This window comes from Actinosynnema sp. (assembly GCF_052038725.1).
On the sequence record NZ_JBQGCX010001329.1, the window covers coordinates 1 to 15,931 of the forward strand.

Genomic DNA, 15,931 nt, shown 5'->3' on the forward strand with positions numbered 1-15,931 from the left:
GGAAGGCGCGGCGCAGGGCGTGGGTGTTCTGGAAGCCGCTGAACCACGGCCCGAGCGCCCGCGCCCGCAGCCGCACCTCGCCGCTGCCGCCGGGCTCGACCCTGACCTGCCCGTCCTCCACCACGATCCGGCGCCGCCCGGCGTGCCAGGGGGCGATCGGGTCGGTGATGTCCAGGTCCACGGCGGCGGAGCGCAGCCCGGCCGCGGCGGGCCAGCCGCGCGCGGCCACGGCGGCGGGCAGGTCGACCACGCGCATCAGCCAGGCGCGGGTGGTGACGGCGTGCTTGATCGCCTGGTCGGTGAGCAGGCCGGTGGTGGCCGGGTCGAGCACGCGCAGGTCGAACGCGGGCAGCAGCCCGCCCCAGCTGGCCAGCTCGCCCAGCAGCCCGAGCTGGGTGTCGAGGTCGCGGGCGACGAGGTCGAGCACGCGCAGCCCGTCGCCGTCCCGGTCGGCGCGCAGGTAGCCGCGCACCTCGCCGTCGTGGCCGGGCACGACGGACACCACGGCGTGGTCCAGCGCCCGCACCGGGTCGAACGCGGGCGCGGAGCGGTCGAGCATCCCGTCCACGGTGGACGCGAGGTCGGTGTAGCAGGCGTGCACGGCGGGCGCGTCCTCCGGCCGGGCGGCGCGGGAGAGCGGCCTGCCGCCCTCGGGCAGCTGGCCGGGGGTGAGGCTGATCCACTCGTGCACGCCGGAGCGCTCCCAGCCGCACGAGCGGTACAGCCCCGGCACGGTGGCGTAGAGCAGCGACAGGGCCTGCCCGCGCTCGCGCATGTCCTCGACGGCGCGGGTGAGCAGCGCGGTCGCCACGCCCCGGCCGCGCGCGTGCGGGTCGACCGCGACCCCGCCGATCCCCCCTGCGGGCACGGTGCGGCCACCCCAGAACTGGTGGTGCCGCCACACGCCGAGGGTGCCGACGAGGCGGCCGTCGACCTCGGCGACCAGCGCGTCCTGCCCCGGCGGGAGCACCGGGCCGGCGGGCCTCGCGGAGCCGAACGCCACGGCCCGCAGCCCCGCGGCGGCCTCGACGTCGGCCTGCTCGGTGGTCCTGATCAGCACCTGGCACCCCCTCCACGAGCGGCGCCGGGTCGCGGCGCGCTCCCAGGACTACCAGGTGGCGGCGGGGGTCACCAGGCGAAGAAGCCCTGCCCGCTCTTGCGGCCCAGCTCGCCGCGCGCGACCTTGGCGCGCAGCAGCGCGGGCGGGGCGAAGCGCGGTCCCAGCTCGGCTTCCAGGTGCTCGGCGATGGCGAGCCGCACGTCCAGCCCGACCAGGTCGGTGAGCCGCAGCGGGCCGACCGGCCAGTTGTAGCCGAGCCGCATCCCGGTGTCGATGCCCTCGGCGTCGGCGACGCCCTCCTCCAGCATCCGGATCGCCTCCAGCCCGACGGCGACGCCGAGCCGGGAGGTGGCGAAGCCGGGGCTGTCCCTGACCTCGATCACGGTCTTGCCGAGCGACTCGGCCCAGGCCCGCGCCCGCGCGAGCACGTCCGGGTCGACGCCGTCGTGCCGCACCAGCTCGACCAGCGGCTGGACCGGGACGGGGTTGAAGAAGTGCAGTCCGAGGACCCGCTCGCCGGGCAGCCCCTCGGCGAGCGCGGTGATCGACAGCGACGAGGTGTTGGACGCCAGCACGGCGTCCGGGCACGCGGTCGCGGCGGCGGCGAGCACGGCGCGCTTGAGCGCGGCGTCCTCGGGCACGGCCTCGACGACGAGCTCCACGTCGGGGGCGAGGTCGGCGAGCTCGCGCGCGACGGTCAACCGGGCGAGCAGCTCGGCGGGCGGCGCGGGCAGCTTGCCGCGCTCGTCCGCCTTGGCCAGCGACCGCTCGACCCGCTGCCCGGCCGCCGCGACCCGCTCGGCGCCCGCCTCGACCAGCACCACGCGGTGGCCACCCGCCAGCAGCACGTGCGCGATGCCCGCGCCCATGGTGCCGCCGCCGATCACCGCGGCGATCACCGCTCGGCCACCCCGTCCACGACCGCCCCGGACTGGAGCACCTCGGCGGTGAACAGGGAGATCAGCTCGGCGGCCCCGATCTCGGTGAGGTTCGCGCCGCCCGCCTGCCACTCCGGCGAGCCGAAGGCCCGGTTCATGGAGTCCTCGGACTCGAAGTACATCTCGGCGATCAGGTGCGGCTCGTTCTCGCCGAGGAAGCCGGGGACGAGCAGCTGCCCGGCCTTGGCGACCTCGACGCGCAGCAGGCCGGGGGTCTTGAGGACCAGGGGCAGGTGTGAGGCGAAGTAGGCCTCGTCGAACTCCTCGGGCCGGTCGGGCCGCCGGTACAGCGCGATGCACTTGATCATGTAACACCTTCCGTCACCCTCGCCGCCGGACTGTAACACCGGCACGATGGGTCCTGTGCGGATCATCTTGCTGCGGCACGGCCAGAGCCTGGGCAACGTCGACGAACTGGCCTACTGCCGGGTACCCGATCACACCATGCCTCTCACCCCGTTGGGCCAGCGACAGGCGGCGGAGGCGGGCGAACGGGTGAAAGCGCTGCTCGGGGGCGTCCCCGCGGCGGTCTACGCGAGCCCGTACACGCGCACCCGCGAGACGCTGCGGCTGCTGGAACTGGGCCCGCTGGCCGAGCGGGTGGTCGCCGAGCCCCGGCTGCGCGAGCAGGACTGGGGCAACCTGCAGGACCCGGTGCAGCAGGAGGTGCTCAAGCACCAGCGGCACGCGTTCGGGCACTTCTTCTTCCGGCTGCCCAACGGCGAGTCCGGCGCGGACGTGGACGACCGGGTGGCCGCTTTCCTGGACGGGCTGGAGGCGCGGGTGCGCGCGGGCGGGCACCCGGAGACCTCGCTGCTGGTGTCGCACGGGCTGACCATCCGGCTGCTGTGCAGGCGGTTGTTCGGGTGGAGCGTGGAGCTGTTCGAGTCGCTGTCCAACCCGGCGACCTGCGAGGACCGGGTGCTGGAGCACGACGGCGAGCGGTGGCGGCTGGACCGGCCGTTCGACCAGTGGCGCGATTCCCCGGACGGCGAGACCCAGGACTAGGGCCCCGGACGCGCAGGCCCACCTCGCTCGCGGCGGTTCGACCCCCTCGGCTACCCTCTAGGTGAAAATGATTGTCATTCCCTACACAAGGGGGTCACCTTGTCCGCGCGCCACTGCCAGCTGACCGGGCGCAAACCCGGTTACGGCAAGCAGGTCTCGCACTCCCACCGCCGCACGAGCCGCCGCTGGCTGCCCAACACCCAGCGCCGCCGGTACTGGCTGCCGTCCGAGAACCGCTACGTCGTGCTCACCCTGTCCACCAAGGGCGTCAAGACCGTCGACCGTCGGGGCGTCGAGTCCGTCGTCGCCGAGCTGCGCAGGCGCGGGGAGAAGGTCTGATGGCCAGGGGCAACGACATCCGGCCGATCATCAAGATGCGGTCCACGGCGGGCACCGGCTACACCTACGTGACCCGCAAGAACCGCCGCAACGACCCGGACCGCCTGGTGCTGCGCAAGTTCGACCCGGTCGTGCGCAGGCACGTCGACTTCCGCGAGGAGCGCTGACGTGGCCAAGAAGTCGAAGATCGCCAAGGACCTGAAGCGGCGCGAGGTCGTGGCCAGGCACGCCGAGCGGCGGGCCGAGCTGAAGGAGCTGATCCGCACCGACCCCGAGCGGCGCGACGAGGCGCAGCGGGCGCTGCGGCGGCTGCCCCGCGACGCCAGCCCGACCAGGCTGCGCAACCGGGACGCGGTGGACGGCAGGCCGCGCGCCTTCACCCGTGCGTTCGGGCTGTCGCGGCTGAGGCTGCGGGAGATGGCGCACCGCGGTGAGCTGCCGGGTGTGCGCAAGTCGAGCTGGTGAGGAGGAGCGCGATGCCCAAGCCCGAACGCGTCCCGAGGAAGCGGGTCAACCTGCTGCGCCGCGAGGGCGTGGAGCTGGTCGACTGGAAGGACGCCGCGCTGCTGCGGAAGTTCCTGTCGGACCGGGGGAAGATCCGCTCCCGCCGGGTGACGGGGCTGACGCCCCAGCAGCAGCGGCAGGTGGCCACCGCGGTGAAGAACGCCCGCGAGATGGCGCTGCTCCCCTACCCCTCGAAGGGCAGGTGACCGCGCGGGCGGTGCGGTCCGCCGCACCGCCCGCGCGCCGGTGGTGATCACCACGCCGGCCCCGCTGGCGGGTCCGTGTCGGGCACGATCACCCGAATGAGCTTCTACGACGTGCTGCACCGCCGCAGGGACACCAGGGGCGAGTTCACCGGCGCCCCGATCCCCGACGACGTGCTGCGCCGCGTCCTGTCCGCCGCGCACGCCGCCCCGAGCGTGGGGCTGACCCAGCCGTGGGACTTCGTGCTGGTGCGGGACGAGGGCACCCGCCTGGCGTTCCGCGACCACGTCGCCGCCGAGCGCGAGGTGTTCGCCGCCGAGCTGACCGGCGAGCGCGCCGAGGTCTTCTCCCGCGTCAAGGTCGAGGGGATCATGGAGTCCACGCTCGGCGTGGCCGTGACCTACGACCCGGAGCGCGGCTCCCCCGCCGTGCTCGGCAGGCACGCGATCGCCGACGCCGGGCTCTACTCGGTGTGCCTGGCCATCCAGAACCTGTGGCTGGCCGCCACCGAGGAGGGCTTGGGCCTGGGATGGGTGAGCTTCTACCGCGAGGAGGTGCTCAGCGGGTTGCTCGGGCTACCTGAAGGGGTTCGCCCGGTCGCGTGGTTGTGCCTCGGACCGGTGACCGAACTGCCCGATGCACCCGACTTGGAACGCCACGGGTGGCGCAACCGAGTGCCCCTGGAGGCGGTACTGCACCAGGAGCGATACACGCAGCGCTCCTCCCGGTAGCCTGTTGGGGCCGTGACGGCGGGCGAGCGGGACAGCGTGCCCAGCGCGCCGAGTCGGAATGGAGTGGCGAGCACGAGTGGACCAGCGAGCGGACGAGGTCTCCGACCCCGAGGCCAGGATCAAGGCGCTGCTGAACGCGGGCAGGCTGGCGGAGGCCAACACCACCTTCGACGAGGTGGTCAACCGGCCCCCGTCGGAGGCTGACCGCTGGGCGCGCTCCGCCGCCCTGGTCAACCGGGCCAAGCTGGCGTGGCGGCTCGGCCGCATCCCCCTGGCGCTGGAGCTGGCCGCCGAGGGCTGGAGCGACCTGGAGGGCGAGGACCCGGACCACCCGGACGCCGCTCGGGCCACGCACGCCCTCGCCTACCTGCTGGAGGGCATCGGCAACCGCCGCGCGGCGGTCGACATGATGCGGGTCGCGGTGGGCATCGCGCGGCGCGCCGGTGAGGCCGAGGTGCTCGCCATCTGCCTGCAGGGCCTGGGCGGGCTGCTGAACTTCCGGGCGATCTCGTCGCCGCCGGACGTGGCGCCGGCCGCGTTCGAGGAGGCGCGGCAGTGCCTGGCCGAGGGCCTGCCGCTGGCCTCCGACGACCACATGGCGCGGGCGCTGCTGGGCGCCTACAGCCGCTCGCTGGCCGGGGTTGGCGAGCTGTGGCAGGCCGAGCTGCACGCCGACGAGACGGTGCGGCGGGCGCTGGTGGCCGACGACAAGTGGGCGCTGGCGGTCGGCAACTGGGTGCTGGCGGTGGTGCACCGCGAGCGCGGCGACCTGCTGCGGGCGCGCACCCTGGGCAGCAGGGCGGTGACCGCCGCCGAGTCGATCAACGACCCGTCGCTGCTGCTGCGGTTCTCCCAGGACCTGGCGGACATCTGCGCGGGCCTGGGCGACCCGGTCGGCGAGGCGGCGGCGCTGCGGTGCAGCGTGGCGGCGGGCACGACCGCGACGGTGACCCTGCAGGAGGGGCTCGGCCAGGCGCTGGAGCAGCGCAGGGTGGCGGTGCAGGCGCAGCGGTTGGCGCTGGCGGCGCAGGAGGCCGCGGCGCGCGACCCGCTGACCGGGCTGGCGAACCGGCTCGGCCTGGAGCGGGCCGCGGCGACGCTGCTGGAGGGCACGGCGGCGCGCGGGCGGGTGCCGTGGCTGGTGCTGGTGGACGTGGACTGGTTCAAGGACGTCAACGACGACGCCGGGCACGCGGCCGGTGACGCGACGCTGCGCGAGATAGCCCAGCTGCTGCGCCGGGAGACCAGGTCGGACGACCTGGTGGCGCGGTGGGCGGGCGACGAGTTCGTGGTGCTGCTGGGGAACTCGGCGGGCGGCGGCGGCCCGGAGGCCGGTCCGGTGGTGGCCGAGCGGATCAGGGCGGCGGTGGACGGGCACGACTGGCAGGTGGTCCTCGGGATCACCCGGCGGCCCACGGTGTCGATCGGGGTCGCGGCGGGGCCCGCGAAGCTGGACCAGCTGTTCGCGGCGGCGGACATGGCGCTGTACCGGGCGAAGCGGTTGGGGCGCAACCGGGTCGAGGTCGAGGGGCCGGACTCGGAGGGTGGCTCCGGGGGCGGTTCCGAGAGCGGTTCCGGGGAGGCGCGCGAGGACGCGGCGGCGGCCGGTGGCGCCGAGGTCGACGGCTCCGGCCGCGGGCGGGACGACGCGGGACGCGGTCGGCCCGTGCGGGACGCGCCGCGCGCGGAGGAGGCGGAAGTCGTTGCGGCGGAAGCACTTCCGGCGCTCGAACTGGCGGAGCCCGAACTGGCGGAGCCCGAGCCGACCGCGCCCGAGACCGGCGCACCGGGCGCCTGCGCACCGGACGCTGGCGCGCCTGACACCGACACACCTGACACCGACACACCTGGCACCGACGTGGCCGACCCGCAGGCCCCCGACCGCTCAGGCGACCGGCCTCAGGCGATCAGCCCGCCCCGGTAGGCCACGAGCGCGGCCTGCACCCGGTTGACCGCGCCGATCTTGCCCAGCACCGACGACACGTACCCCTTGACCGTCGCCTCGGACAGGTGCAGCGTCCCGCCGATCTCGGCGTTGGACATCCCCTGCCCGATCAGCACCAGGACCTCGCGCTCCCGCTCGGACAGCGAGGACAGCAGCCTGCGCGCGGGCTCGGCGGCCCGCTCCCCGTCCGCGACGGCGGACAGCACGCGGGCCGCGACGCCGGGGTCGAGCACCGCGCCGCCGCGCGCCAGGTCGCGGACGGCCTTGACCAGCTGCTCGGGCTCGGTGTCCTTGAGCAGGAACCCGCTGGCGCCCAGCCGGAGCGCCTCGCTGACGTACTCGTCCACGTCGAAGGTCGTCAGCATCGCGACCTTCGGCGGGTCCGGCAGGGCGCGCAGCCTCCTGAGCGCGACCAGCCCGTCCGAGGTGCGCATCCGGATGTCCAGGAGCACCACGTGCGGCCGGTGCTGGCGGGCCAGTTCGGCCACCAGGTGCCCGTCGTCGCACTCGGCGACGACGTCGATGTCACCCGCGCTGCTGAGGATGAGCCGGAGGCCCGACCGGACGAGGTCCTCGTCGTCGGCCAGCACAACCTTGATCACGACGCCTCCCCGAGTTGGCGTTTCGTGCTTGTGCGTCAACCGGACCCGCGCGGCAATGCGCAAGCCGGTGTTAATACGCCGTTATCTCACCACGGTCCCGGCGCGCCGAAGTACGGCCCGACCTCGTTCACAGTTACCAGGAATAACCGGGAGCAGCGCGGACCCCGCCCGTCGGGAGGTGCGGAAACGGCCCGCCGAATCGGCCGTTTTCACAGTTCCACGCCACGTGGAAGCGCGGTCGTGACCCCGCTCACCGCGTACCCATAAAACACGAAAGGCTTTCGCAAACACCTCGCCAAACGTAGCCTCCGTCACAGGCAACCCCCTGGAGAGGAGCCCGATCCCCGTGCCGAAGAACGCCCGGTTAGCACTGGCGGTGGCACTGCTGACCGCCACGACGACCGTGACCGCGACGACCGCCTCGGCGGCCCCGGTCACCGCGCCGCCGATCACGGCCCCAGCGTCCGCCGCCCCGGTGGCAGGCCCGACCGCACTGGCCGACGACCCCTGCCTCGGCCAGTGCCACGACATCGTCCCGCCCGGCCAGAGCGGCAACGCCACCCTCGCGGACATCCTGGCGCACAAGGTCTTCGGCACCCGGCCCGCGCACTCCGCCGACCAGCTCGGCAAGTACGACGCGCTGGCGAGCGGCCACAAGGGGCTGACCAACGCCCAGCTGACCAACTTCTTCAACGACGCCTCGTTCGGCGTCCCCGCGAACCAGGTCGAGAGCACCATCAGCCCGCGCGCCGACGTGACCATCGTGCGCGACAAGCTGATCGGGATGCCGCACATCACCGGCACCACCCGCTCCGGCACGCAGTTCGGCGCGGGCTACGCGGCGGCGCAGGACCGGCTGTGGCTGATGGACCTGTTCCGGCACCTCGGCCGCGGCCAGCTGTCCGGGTTCGCGGGCGGCGCCGAGGGCAACCGGGTGCTGGAGCAGAGCTTCGTCAAGCAGATCGCGTACACCGAGGCCGACCTGCAGGCCCAGATCGACCGGGTCGCCGCGCAGGGCGACCGCGGGCGGCAGGCGTTCCAGGACGTCACCGACTACCTGCAGGGCGTCAACGCCTACATCACCCAGGCGATCGCGAACCGGAACTTCCCCGGCGAGTACGTGCTGACCGGGCACGCCGACGCGATCACGAACTGGAACGACATCCAACCGTTCAAGGCCACCGACCTCGTCGCGATCGCGGCCGTCGTCGGCGGGCTGTTCGGCGCGGGCGGCGGCGGCGAGGTGCAGAACGCGCTGGTGCGGCTGGCCGCGCAGAACAAGTACGGCGCCGAGGCGGGCGACCGGGTGTGGCGCTCGTTCCGGGCGCGCAACGACCCGGAGGCGACGCTGACGCTGCACGACGGGCAGCGCTTCCCGTACGCGACCGAGCCCGCGAACCCGAAGGGCGTCGCGCTGCCGGACGGCGGGGTGGTCACGCCGGAGCCGATCGTCTACGACCAGACCACGTCCGGCGCCCGGCAGTCCACTGTGGACACGCCGGACGACCTCAAGGCGCTGGAGGGCATCTTCGCCGACGGCGTGCTGCCCAAGGACCTGCTCTCCCGCCCGCGCGGCATGTCGAACGCGGTCGCGATCTCCGGCGCGCACACCACCACCGGCAACCCGATCGCCGTGTGGGGGCCGCAGACCGGCTACTTCGCGCCGCAGCTGCTGATGCTGCAGGAGCTCAACGGCCCCGGCCTGCGGGCGCGCGGGGTGTCGTTCGCGGGCGTCAACATGTACGTGCAGCTCGGGCGCGGCCTGGACTACTCGTGGAGCGCGACCTCGTCGGGCCAGGACATCACCGACACCTACGCGGTGGAGCTGTGCGAGCCGAACGGGCAGCCGACGGCGAACTCGGCGCACTACCTGCTGCGCGGGCAGTGCGTGCCGATGGAGCGGCTGGAGCGCAAGAACGCGTGGAAGTCGACGGTCGCCGACCCGACGCCCGCCGGTTCCTACACGCTCGTGGTCTACCGCACCAAGTACGGGCTGGTGCAGTCGCGGGCGAAGGTGGGCGGCAAGTTCGTCGCCTACACGGCGCTGCGGTCGACGTACCTGCGCGAGGTGGACCCGATCATCGGGTTCCAGGAGTTCAACGACCCCGGCGCGATCACCTCGGCGCAGGCGTTCCAGCGGGCGGCCGAGCGGGTCGGGTACGCGTTCAACTGGTTCTACGCGGACGCGAACGACATCGCCTACTTCAACTCGGGGCTGAACCCGGTGCGCAAGGCCGACGTCGACCCGGACCTGCCGGTGAAGGCCGAGCAGGCGTACGAGTGGCAGAACTGGAACCCGGACGACAACTCGGCGTCGTACACGACGTTCGCGCAGCACCCGCAGTCGGTGAACCAGGACTTCTACGTCAGCTGGAACAACAAGCAGGCGCTGGACCACTCCTCCGGCGGGTACGGGATGTCGTCGGTGCACCGCGGCGACCTGCTGGACAAGCGGGTGCGGGCGCTGATCGCGAACGGCGCGAAGGTGGACCGGGCGGCGGTGACGAAGGCGGTCGCCGAGGCCGGGCTCGCGGACCTGCGGGCCGAGCGGGTGCTGCCGGAGGTGCTGCGCGTGCTGGGGACGGTGGCCGACGCGGACCTGGCGCCGACCGTGCAGAAGCTCAGGGCGTGGGTGACCTCCGGGTCGTTGCGCACCGAGACCAGCAAGGGCAGCAAGACCTACGCGCACGCCGACGCGATCCGGGTGCTGGACGCGTGGTGGCCGCTGCTGGTGGACGCGCAGTTCCGGCCGGGGCTGGGCGACGCGCTGAACAGCGCGCTCGTCGGGGCGCTGCAGGTGGACGAGGCGCCGTCGGACCCGCGCGGCGTGCAGCAGCACAAGGGGTCGGCGTTCCAGTACGGCTGGTGGGGCTTCGCGCAGAAGGACCTGCGGGCGGTGCTGGGCGACCAGGTGGCCGGGCCGCTGGGCGCGAAGTACTGCGGCGGCGGCGACCTGGCGCGGTGCAGGCAGGTGCTGCTGGACAGCCTGCGGCAGGCGATCGCGGTGCCCGCGACGACGACCTACCCCGGTGACGACAGCTGCGCGGCGGGCGACCAGTGGTGCGCGGACTCCATCGTGCACCGGGCGATGGGCGGCATCACCCAGGACAAGATCACCTGGCAGAACCGGCCGACCTACCAGCAGGTGGTGCAGTTCCCGTCGCGGCGATCCGCTTCGGTGTTCGGCAGCGCGCATTCGGTCGAAGTCTTCCAGAACGACGTGGAATGGCCTTCCCTGCGCGCGGAGTAGCTGGTGGGAGCGGGTTTTCCGGTATTTCACGCGACCCCGCCAGAGGGGGTTCGTACAAATGACGGGTTCCCAACCAGGGCCCGGTTCCGGATACTCGCTGTACGAACTTGAGGTCTACGAACCGTAGGCCGGCCCACAGGAAGACCCCGGTCCACCCCCAGGGACCGGGGTCTTCCGCTGTCCGGCGCGGGGCGGGGTCAGCGGTGCGGGTTCGCGACGCCGTTGCGCGGGGTGGCGTCACCGGGTTCGAGCCGGTCTCGGGGGTCGTCGGGGCCGGTGGTGAGCTGCTCCGGGGGTTTCTGGGCGGGGATGGTGGGTGGTTGCGGTTGCGGCGCCTGGCCCTGGCTCTGCCCCTGGCTCTGGCTCTGGCTCTGGGGGAGCCCGACCTGGTCGGCGAACTCGGCCGCGACGGAGGTGCCCCCGTAGACGCCGAGGGCCTGGGCGAGGTGCTGGCGCAGGTCGGTGCGGTGGTCGTGGGACAGGCGCGGGATGGCGCTCTCGAAGCTGCTGACGAGGGTGTCGGCCCAGTGCCGGTCGCGGCGCTGGGCGGCGATCCGGACGAGGTCGTCGAGCTGCTGGGCGAGGGCGACGGCCTGCTCGACCTGGTAGCCGTTGCGGTGCAGCCACCAGATCGTGGCGGTGGACAGGTCGGTGAGCACCTCGTCCCGCAGGTACCGGATCTCGTCCCGCTCGGCGTCGCGCTCGGCCTGGCGGATGGTCGTGGCGCGCAGGAGCTCGATGTGCTTGCGGGCCATCTCCAGGTCGGCGTCGTCCACCCGCAGCTCGACCTGCTCGGCGCGGGCCCACACGTGCGTGCCCTCGACCTGGCGCTCGTCGGCGAGCTCGTCGCCGAGCTGGTGCTTGAGCGGCGCGTGGTGCACCAGCATCGAGCCCTCGGTGACCGCGCGGGCGCGCTGGACCACGTCGTTGACGGCGGCGCTGCGCGGCGAGTGGTGCCGCAGCCCGGAGGTGAGGTCGACGCGCCAGTGGATGGTGAACTTGGCGTGGAAGTCGAGCCCGTACACGGCGGAGGGCAGCGGTGTCTCGAACACCAGCTCGTGCGTGGTCGGAGGCGGCACGAACGTGAACTGCTCCGCCCGCCGCATCTGCCGCCGCCGCCACCAGGAACCAACGGCCCCGAGGGGTCCGGGCCGGAAGTCGGGCCAGGGTCTACCGCTCATGGGTGAACCTTCGCATCGGGATGGGGATGCAACTTCTGTACCCCACGAACCGGGCGGGCAGAAGGAGGAGAGGCCGGGTTCCCCCCAACAGCGGAGACCGGAGGAGGGGGGATCTCACGCGATGTGCACCCCCTGGCTCCGCACGGGTGACGGGGGCCCGGTAGGCTGTGGGACGCGCCCTCGTAGCTCAGGGGATAGAGCATCGGTTTCCTAAACCGTGTGTCGCAGGTTCGAATCCTGCCGGGGGCACTCACCTTTCGCCGGGTGAATCAAGCTCTGACCAGCGCTTGCGCGGTCGGGGCTTGATCTATTTCCGGGGGGCTTGGACTGCCGCTGTCGGCCACAGGACGTCCTCTGGGTGGTAGGCAGTGAGGTGTGGCGCGCACCGATCACTACAACGACCCGGACGCTCCCGAGGCGACCAGCATCGTCGTCGCGGTGACGGCCTTCGTCCAGGACGAGCAGGGTCGACTCCTGATGATCAGGCGCACGGACAACGGGCTGTACTCCATCCCCGGCGGCGCCCAGGACGTCGGCGAGACCATCGGCCGCACCGTCGTGCGCGAGGTCGAGGAAGAGACCGGCCTCGACGTCGAGCCCACCGGCGTCATCGGCGTCTACTCCGACCCCGCCCACGTCATCGCCTACACCGACGGCGAAGTCCGCCAGGAGTTCTCGATCTGCTTCCGCGCCCGGCTGCTCGGCGGCGAGCTGCGCACCAGCGACGAGTCCAGCGAAGTCCACTGGGTCACGCGCGACGACCTGGCCGACCTCACCATCCACCCGTCCATCCGCCTCCGCATCGAGCACGGGTTCAGCACGCGGACCGGGCCCTACTTCGCCACCTGAGCAGAGCTCACGTTCATCAGCCGCCCCGGCACGTGCGGCAGCGGCACACTTCGACAACATCTCGGTGATGCGGTCCTCGACGTCGGCCAGCGCCCGGACGTGCCGCACCCCCTCGGGGTGCGAAAGCGCGGGGTTCGTCAGGAGGGCGTGCAGTTCTTCGCGCGTTGTCATGACCGGGGTCAGCCGTAGAAGTCCAGCAAGCCCTCGACCGCTTGGTGGAGAGCCGCTCTGCGGGGGTGGGCGCCCTCGGACAGCGGGATCGTGTCGCGCAGTTCTGCCAACCGGGACAGGACGCTCGGGTCGCCGTCCTCCAGAGCCTCGACCGACTCGGGTGTGGTGAAGCTGAAGTAGGCCGTGAACGCGACTCGGAAGTCCTCGTCCGGCACGTCGGGGGTCGCGGGCTCCCAGGCCGTGACCACGTGGCGGTCCGGGTGGTCGAGCAGCCAGCCGTGCAGACCGCCGTCACCGACGAGCAGCGCGAAGCCCGGCGCCACGTCCACGCGGCGGGGTTCGCCCGCGCGGGGGGTGTAGGCGCACACCAGGACCGACGCGTCCGGCGCCAGCCAGTACCCGGACGCGGGGGAACGCGGTGCGGGAGCGGGGCAGCGGAGGGACGCCCCGCGCTCGGGGAGGGTGTGCCAGGCCGGGGGGCCAGGGGGTGTCGGGGATGTGGGTGAAAGCGCTGACCAGCGCACCCGTGCCCCGGTCGAAGCGGTACTCGTCGTCCTCCGTGTCCGGTCAGTTCCCGGCGCCCGCCGTGTCGAGCACGTGACGCTCGTGCTCCGCGGCGCTGCCGTACGGGCCGACCAGCACCGAGCGGTTGCCCAGCGCCAGCCTCGGCACGTGTGGCAGACCGCCGCCCTCCACGACTTCGACGCCCACCTGGCACCTCCTGCTAGCGCGGCAGCACCTGGACCGCCGGGGGCAGCGTGCCGCCACCCGGCACGGGCACCCGGCCCTCCACGATCATGTCATGCGTGACGGGCAGCCCAGGGTCCGACGGCGCGCCGCCGAAGACGGCCGCGCTGCTGTCCCCCCCTCGGGCCGGACGGGCCGTAGCTGGTCACCAGCTGGCCCGCCTTGCTGCCCGGCCCCTCGGTGATCAGGACGTCGTCGCCCTGGCGGAAGATCAGCCGTCCGCCGGTGCCGGTGGAGTGGTAGACGCCGTCCGGGTTGGTGAGGATCTCCAGCGCCCGGTCGCAGCCGCTGAGCCCCAGCGGGTCGGTCAGCCTCAGCGGGTTCACGACGCAGGCGTGCGGGTTCGGGCCCGCGAGCGGGCCCAGCGGGTCCGGGGAGCTGTAGCGCGCGGTCTCCGGGTCGTAGTAGCGGTGGACGTTGTAGAACAGCCCCGTTTCCCGGTCGTGGTACTGGCCCGCGAACCGCAGCGGGCAGTCCGGGCCGCCCGCGAACTCCGCCAGGGCGGCGCCCCACAGGGTCCGCTGCGACCGCCACACCAGCGCGCCGCCGTCGTCGACCAGCTCGGTGGGCATCCCCACCACGTCCGACACCACCGCGTGGAACCGGGCGTCCACCCACTCCTGCGGCGCGGCCAGCACCCGCTCGACCTGGGTGAGGGGGCGGTGCGAACCGGGCTCGTAGTCCCAGGTCAGCGCGGTCCCGCCGGTGATCTGCTCGACCAGGACCAGGCCGTCCCAGACGAAGTCGACCCGGTCGACGACCGCACCACCCGCGTCGAGCCGCTCCTTCGCGACCCGCCTGCCGAGCCCGTCGTAGCGGTACGCCCACCGGGCGCCGTCCGGGGTCACCGCGGACACCAGGTGGTCCTCGGCGTCCCAGCCGTACCGCCACGCCCGCTCCCGCCCGGACAGCGTGCGGCGCGCGCGGGTGACCACCCGGCCCTGCGCGTCGTGCTCGAAGTGGACGTCACCCGCTCGCCGGATCAGCGTGCCCGCGTACGACCGCGCGCCCGAGGCGTCGCCCGGCCAGGTCGCCAGGGCCAGCTCGCCCGGTCGTACGCGTAGCTCTCGCTCCAGCCGCTGCCGCGCACCGAGGTCACCCGCCCCGCCTGGTCCAGCTCGTACCGGCGCGGCCCGGCCAGGAGGTCGTCGACCGCGAGCAGGTTGCCGTCGACGCGGTACCGGTAGTCCCTGCGCTGCACGTGCGCGCCGCGCGCGGTGAGGCTCTGGGCGAGCAACCGGTGGCCGGCGTCCCAGACCTGGCTGAGGCGGGTCGAGTCGCCGATCACGCGCTGGACCTCCCGCCCGGCGGCGTCGTACCCGAACGCGGTCCGCCTGCCGCCCGCCAGCAGTGCCGTGGGCCTGCCCGTCCCGTCGTGCTCCCACTCGCTGACCGCACCGGTCGGGGTCACCCTGCGGACGCGGTTGCCCGAGGCGTCGTGCTCCGAGCGCAGGGTGCGCCCGTTGACGGTCTCGGCGACGATCCGGCCGAGCGGGTCGCGCTCGATCACCACGTCCGCGTCGCCGTTGACCGCCCTGACCAGCCGCCCCGCCGGGTCGTGCTCGTAGGTGGTATCGCCTTGGGGCGTGCGCTTGGCGCGCAGCCTGCCCAGCTCGTCGCGCTCGTAGGCGATCCGCTCCCCCGCCCCTGGGCGTTGACGACGGAGGTCAGGCGCAGGTTGGGGTCGTAGCCGAACTCCAGCCGCGCGCCGTCCGGACCGACGTGCCAGGCGGGCTGGTCGAAACCGGTGTAGCCGGTGCGGGAGACCGCGCCCGCCGCGTCGACGTGCTCGACCGGGTTGCCCTCGCCGTCGTACCGCCACCGCTCCACCGAGCCGTCGGGGAGGGTGCGGGAGGTGAGCCTGCCCTCGATCGTCCACCCGAGGGTGGTGGTCGAGCCGAGCGGGTCGGTCACCTCGCGGACGCGGCCGAACCGGTCGCGCCGGTAGCGGGTGCGACCGCCCTCGGCGTCGGTGATCGCGACGGGCAGGCCCGCGCGGTCGTAGGCGATCCGGCGGACCTCGCCGAGCGGGCCGGTGATCGCCACGGCGTTGCCGCGCTCGTCCCGGTCGAACCGGGTGCGCGCGCCCGAGGGGTCGGTGACCGCGAGGAGGTTGCCCCTGGTGTCGTACTCGCGCCGCCACACCGCGCCGTCCACGTCGGTCACCACGAGCGGCCTCCGGCCCGCGTCGCAGGTCGCGGTCGACTCCCGGCCGTCGGGCCGCGCGAGCGCGGTCACCAGGCCGCCGGTCGAGCGCACCGACACCTGGTAGCCGCCGGAGTGGCGGACGTCGGTCGGGACGCCGTCGACGTCGTGGTCGACGGTGACGTGGTTGCCGTTCAGGTCGGTGATGGAGCCGAGGGGGAACAGCCCGTCCGCGCCCGCGGTGAAGCGGCGGGTGA

18 protein-coding genes, 1 tRNA gene and 1 pseudogene are annotated in these 15,931 nt (G+C 73.4%); 10 read left to right on the forward strand and 10 right to left on the reverse strand.

What is annotated here, in order from left to right:
* The 3 genes from ACTUAL_RS27960 to ACTUAL_RS27970 all read right to left on the reverse strand — a co-directional run.
* Positions 1-1,060 (reverse strand): GNAT family N-acetyltransferase (locus ACTUAL_RS27960; protein ID WP_440902334.1); only part of this gene is annotated, 1,060 nt, incomplete at its 3' end.
* 68 nt (positions 1,061-1,128) lie between these two features.
* On the reverse strand, positions 1,129-1,959 hold the full coding sequence (locus tag ACTUAL_RS27965) for a 3-hydroxyacyl-CoA dehydrogenase family protein (RefSeq protein ID WP_096491405.1): 831 nt from the start codon (positions 1,957-1,959) through the stop codon (positions 1,129-1,131).
* The gene (locus ACTUAL_RS27970) at positions 1,956-2,306 is read right to left on the reverse strand and encodes an EthD family reductase (protein WP_096491404.1); all 351 of its coding nucleotides are present in this window, start codon (positions 2,304-2,306) and stop codon (positions 1,956-1,958) included. The genes ACTUAL_RS27965 and ACTUAL_RS27970 overlap by 4 nt, the downstream gene beginning before the upstream one ends.
* A 55-nt stretch (positions 2,307-2,361) precedes the next feature.
* Here ACTUAL_RS27970 and ACTUAL_RS27975 point away from each other — a divergent pair, with 55 nt between their 5' ends.
* From ACTUAL_RS27975 to ACTUAL_RS28005, 7 genes are all read left to right on the forward strand, one after another.
* Positions 2,362-3,006 (forward strand): histidine phosphatase family protein, encoded by a 645-nt coding sequence (locus ACTUAL_RS27975; protein ID WP_440902335.1) that lies wholly within the window; start codon positions 2,362-2,364, stop codon positions 3,004-3,006.
* A 99-nt stretch (positions 3,007-3,105) separates the two neighbouring features.
* A complete protein-coding gene (rpmB, locus tag ACTUAL_RS27980; RefSeq protein ID WP_096491402.1) occupies positions 3,106-3,345 on the forward strand; it encodes a 50S ribosomal protein L28 in 240 nt (79 codons plus the stop codon).
* Positions 3,345-3,512, forward strand: a complete 168-nt coding sequence (rpmG, locus tag ACTUAL_RS27985) for a 50S ribosomal protein L33 (RefSeq protein ID WP_012783231.1) — start codon at positions 3,345-3,347, stop codon at positions 3,510-3,512. Before rpmB ends, rpmG begins: the two co-directional genes overlap by 1 nt.
* Before the next feature lies 1 nt (position 3,513).
* A complete protein-coding gene (gene rpsN, locus ACTUAL_RS27990) occupies positions 3,514-3,810 on the forward strand; it encodes a 30S ribosomal protein S14 (protein ID WP_012783230.1) in 297 nt (98 codons plus the stop codon).
* A gap of 11 nt (positions 3,811-3,821) precedes the next feature.
* Positions 3,822-4,055 carry a 30S ribosomal protein S18 gene (rpsR, locus tag ACTUAL_RS27995; protein WP_096491401.1) on the forward strand — a complete coding sequence of 78 codons (234 nt, stop codon included), beginning with the start codon at positions 3,822-3,824 and terminating at the stop codon, positions 4,053-4,055.
* Positions 4,056-4,151: 96 nt separating this feature from the next.
* Positions 4,152-4,784, forward strand: a complete 633-nt coding sequence (bluB, locus tag ACTUAL_RS28000) for a 5,6-dimethylbenzimidazole synthase (protein ID WP_096491400.1) — start codon at positions 4,152-4,154, stop codon at positions 4,782-4,784.
* Positions 4,785-4,860: 76 nt separating this feature from the next.
* On the forward strand, positions 4,861-6,708 hold the full coding sequence (locus tag ACTUAL_RS28005; RefSeq protein ID WP_440902336.1) for a diguanylate cyclase: 1,848 nt from the start codon (positions 4,861-4,863) through the stop codon (positions 6,706-6,708).
* Here ACTUAL_RS28005 and ACTUAL_RS28010 read toward each other — a convergent pair.
* Entirely contained in the window at positions 6,684-7,331 is a 648-nt protein-coding gene (locus ACTUAL_RS28010) for a response regulator (RefSeq protein ID WP_012783226.1), read from the reverse strand. The two genes, ACTUAL_RS28005 and ACTUAL_RS28010, sit on opposite strands and share 25 nt — an antisense overlap.
* A 346-nt stretch (positions 7,332-7,677) precedes the next feature.
* On the opposite strand from ACTUAL_RS28010, the gene ACTUAL_RS28015 reads away from it, so the two are divergent.
* Complete coding sequence (locus tag ACTUAL_RS28015; RefSeq protein WP_440902337.1) at positions 7,678-10,581, forward strand: penicillin acylase family protein; 2,904 nt, start codon at positions 7,678-7,680, stop codon at positions 10,579-10,581.
* A gap of 197 nt (positions 10,582-10,778) precedes the next feature.
* Here ACTUAL_RS28015 and ACTUAL_RS28020 read toward each other — a convergent pair whose 3' ends face one another.
* The gene (locus tag ACTUAL_RS28020; RefSeq protein ID WP_440902338.1) at positions 10,779-11,762 is read right to left on the reverse strand and encodes a hypothetical protein; all 984 of its coding nucleotides are present in this window, start codon (positions 11,760-11,762) and stop codon (positions 10,779-10,781) included.
* A 176-nt stretch (positions 11,763-11,938) separates the two neighbouring features.
* On the opposite strand from ACTUAL_RS28020, the gene ACTUAL_RS28025 reads away from it, so the two are divergent.
* Both ACTUAL_RS28025 and ACTUAL_RS28030 read left to right on the forward strand, forming a co-directional pair.
* Positions 11,939-12,011, forward strand: a tRNA-Arg gene (locus ACTUAL_RS28025).
* 126 nt (positions 12,012-12,137) lie between these two features.
* Positions 12,138-12,611: an NUDIX hydrolase gene (locus ACTUAL_RS28030; protein ID WP_440902339.1), complete on the forward strand. Its 474-nt coding sequence runs from the start codon at positions 12,138-12,140 to the stop codon at positions 12,609-12,611.
* Between the two features lie 179 nt (positions 12,612-12,790).
* On the opposite strand, the gene ACTUAL_RS28035 is transcribed toward ACTUAL_RS28030, so the two are convergent.
* The 5 genes and pseudogenes from ACTUAL_RS28035 to ACTUAL_RS28055 form a co-directional block, all read right to left on the reverse strand.
* Complete coding sequence (locus ACTUAL_RS28035; RefSeq protein WP_440902340.1) at positions 12,791-13,111, reverse strand: hypothetical protein; 321 nt, start codon at positions 13,109-13,111, stop codon at positions 12,791-12,793.
* Between the two features lie 238 nt (positions 13,112-13,349).
* A complete protein-coding gene (locus ACTUAL_RS28040) occupies positions 13,350-13,493 on the reverse strand; it encodes a hypothetical protein (RefSeq protein WP_440902341.1) in 144 nt (47 codons plus the stop codon).
* A gap of 89 nt (positions 13,494-13,582) precedes the next feature.
* Positions 13,583-14,464, reverse strand: a complete 882-nt coding sequence (locus ACTUAL_RS28045) for an RHS repeat-associated core domain-containing protein (RefSeq protein ID WP_440902342.1) — start codon at positions 14,462-14,464, stop codon at positions 13,583-13,585.
* Positions 14,465-14,511: 47 nt separating this feature from the next.
* Positions 14,512-15,039, reverse strand: coding sequence for a hypothetical protein (locus tag ACTUAL_RS28050; RefSeq protein WP_440902343.1), 528 nt, complete (start codon positions 15,037-15,039; stop codon positions 14,512-14,514).
* Positions 15,036-15,931 (reverse strand): annotated as a pseudogene (locus tag ACTUAL_RS28055) (hypothetical protein); the annotation flags it as partial. The pseudogene ACTUAL_RS28055 and the gene ACTUAL_RS28050, both read right to left, overlap by 4 nt.

Coding starts and splice junctions, on each gene's coding strand:
- ACTUAL_RS27970 (WP_096491404.1), bottom strand. CDS start 2,306: ATGATCAAGTGCATCGCGCTGTACCGGCGGCCCGACCGGCCCGAGGAG.
- rpmG (WP_012783231.1), top strand. CDS start 3,345: ATGGCCAGGGGCAACGACATCCGGCCGATCATCAAGATGCGGTCCACG.
- rpsR (WP_096491401.1), top strand. CDS start 3,822: ATGCCCAAGCCCGAACGCGTCCCGAGGAAGCGGGTCAACCTGCTGCGC.
- bluB (WP_096491400.1), top strand. CDS start 4,152: ATGAGCTTCTACGACGTGCTGCACCGCCGCAGGGACACCAGGGGCGAG.
- ACTUAL_RS28020 (WP_440902338.1), bottom strand. CDS start 11,762: ATGAGCGGTAGACCCTGGCCCGACTTCCGGCCCGGACCCCTCGGGGCC.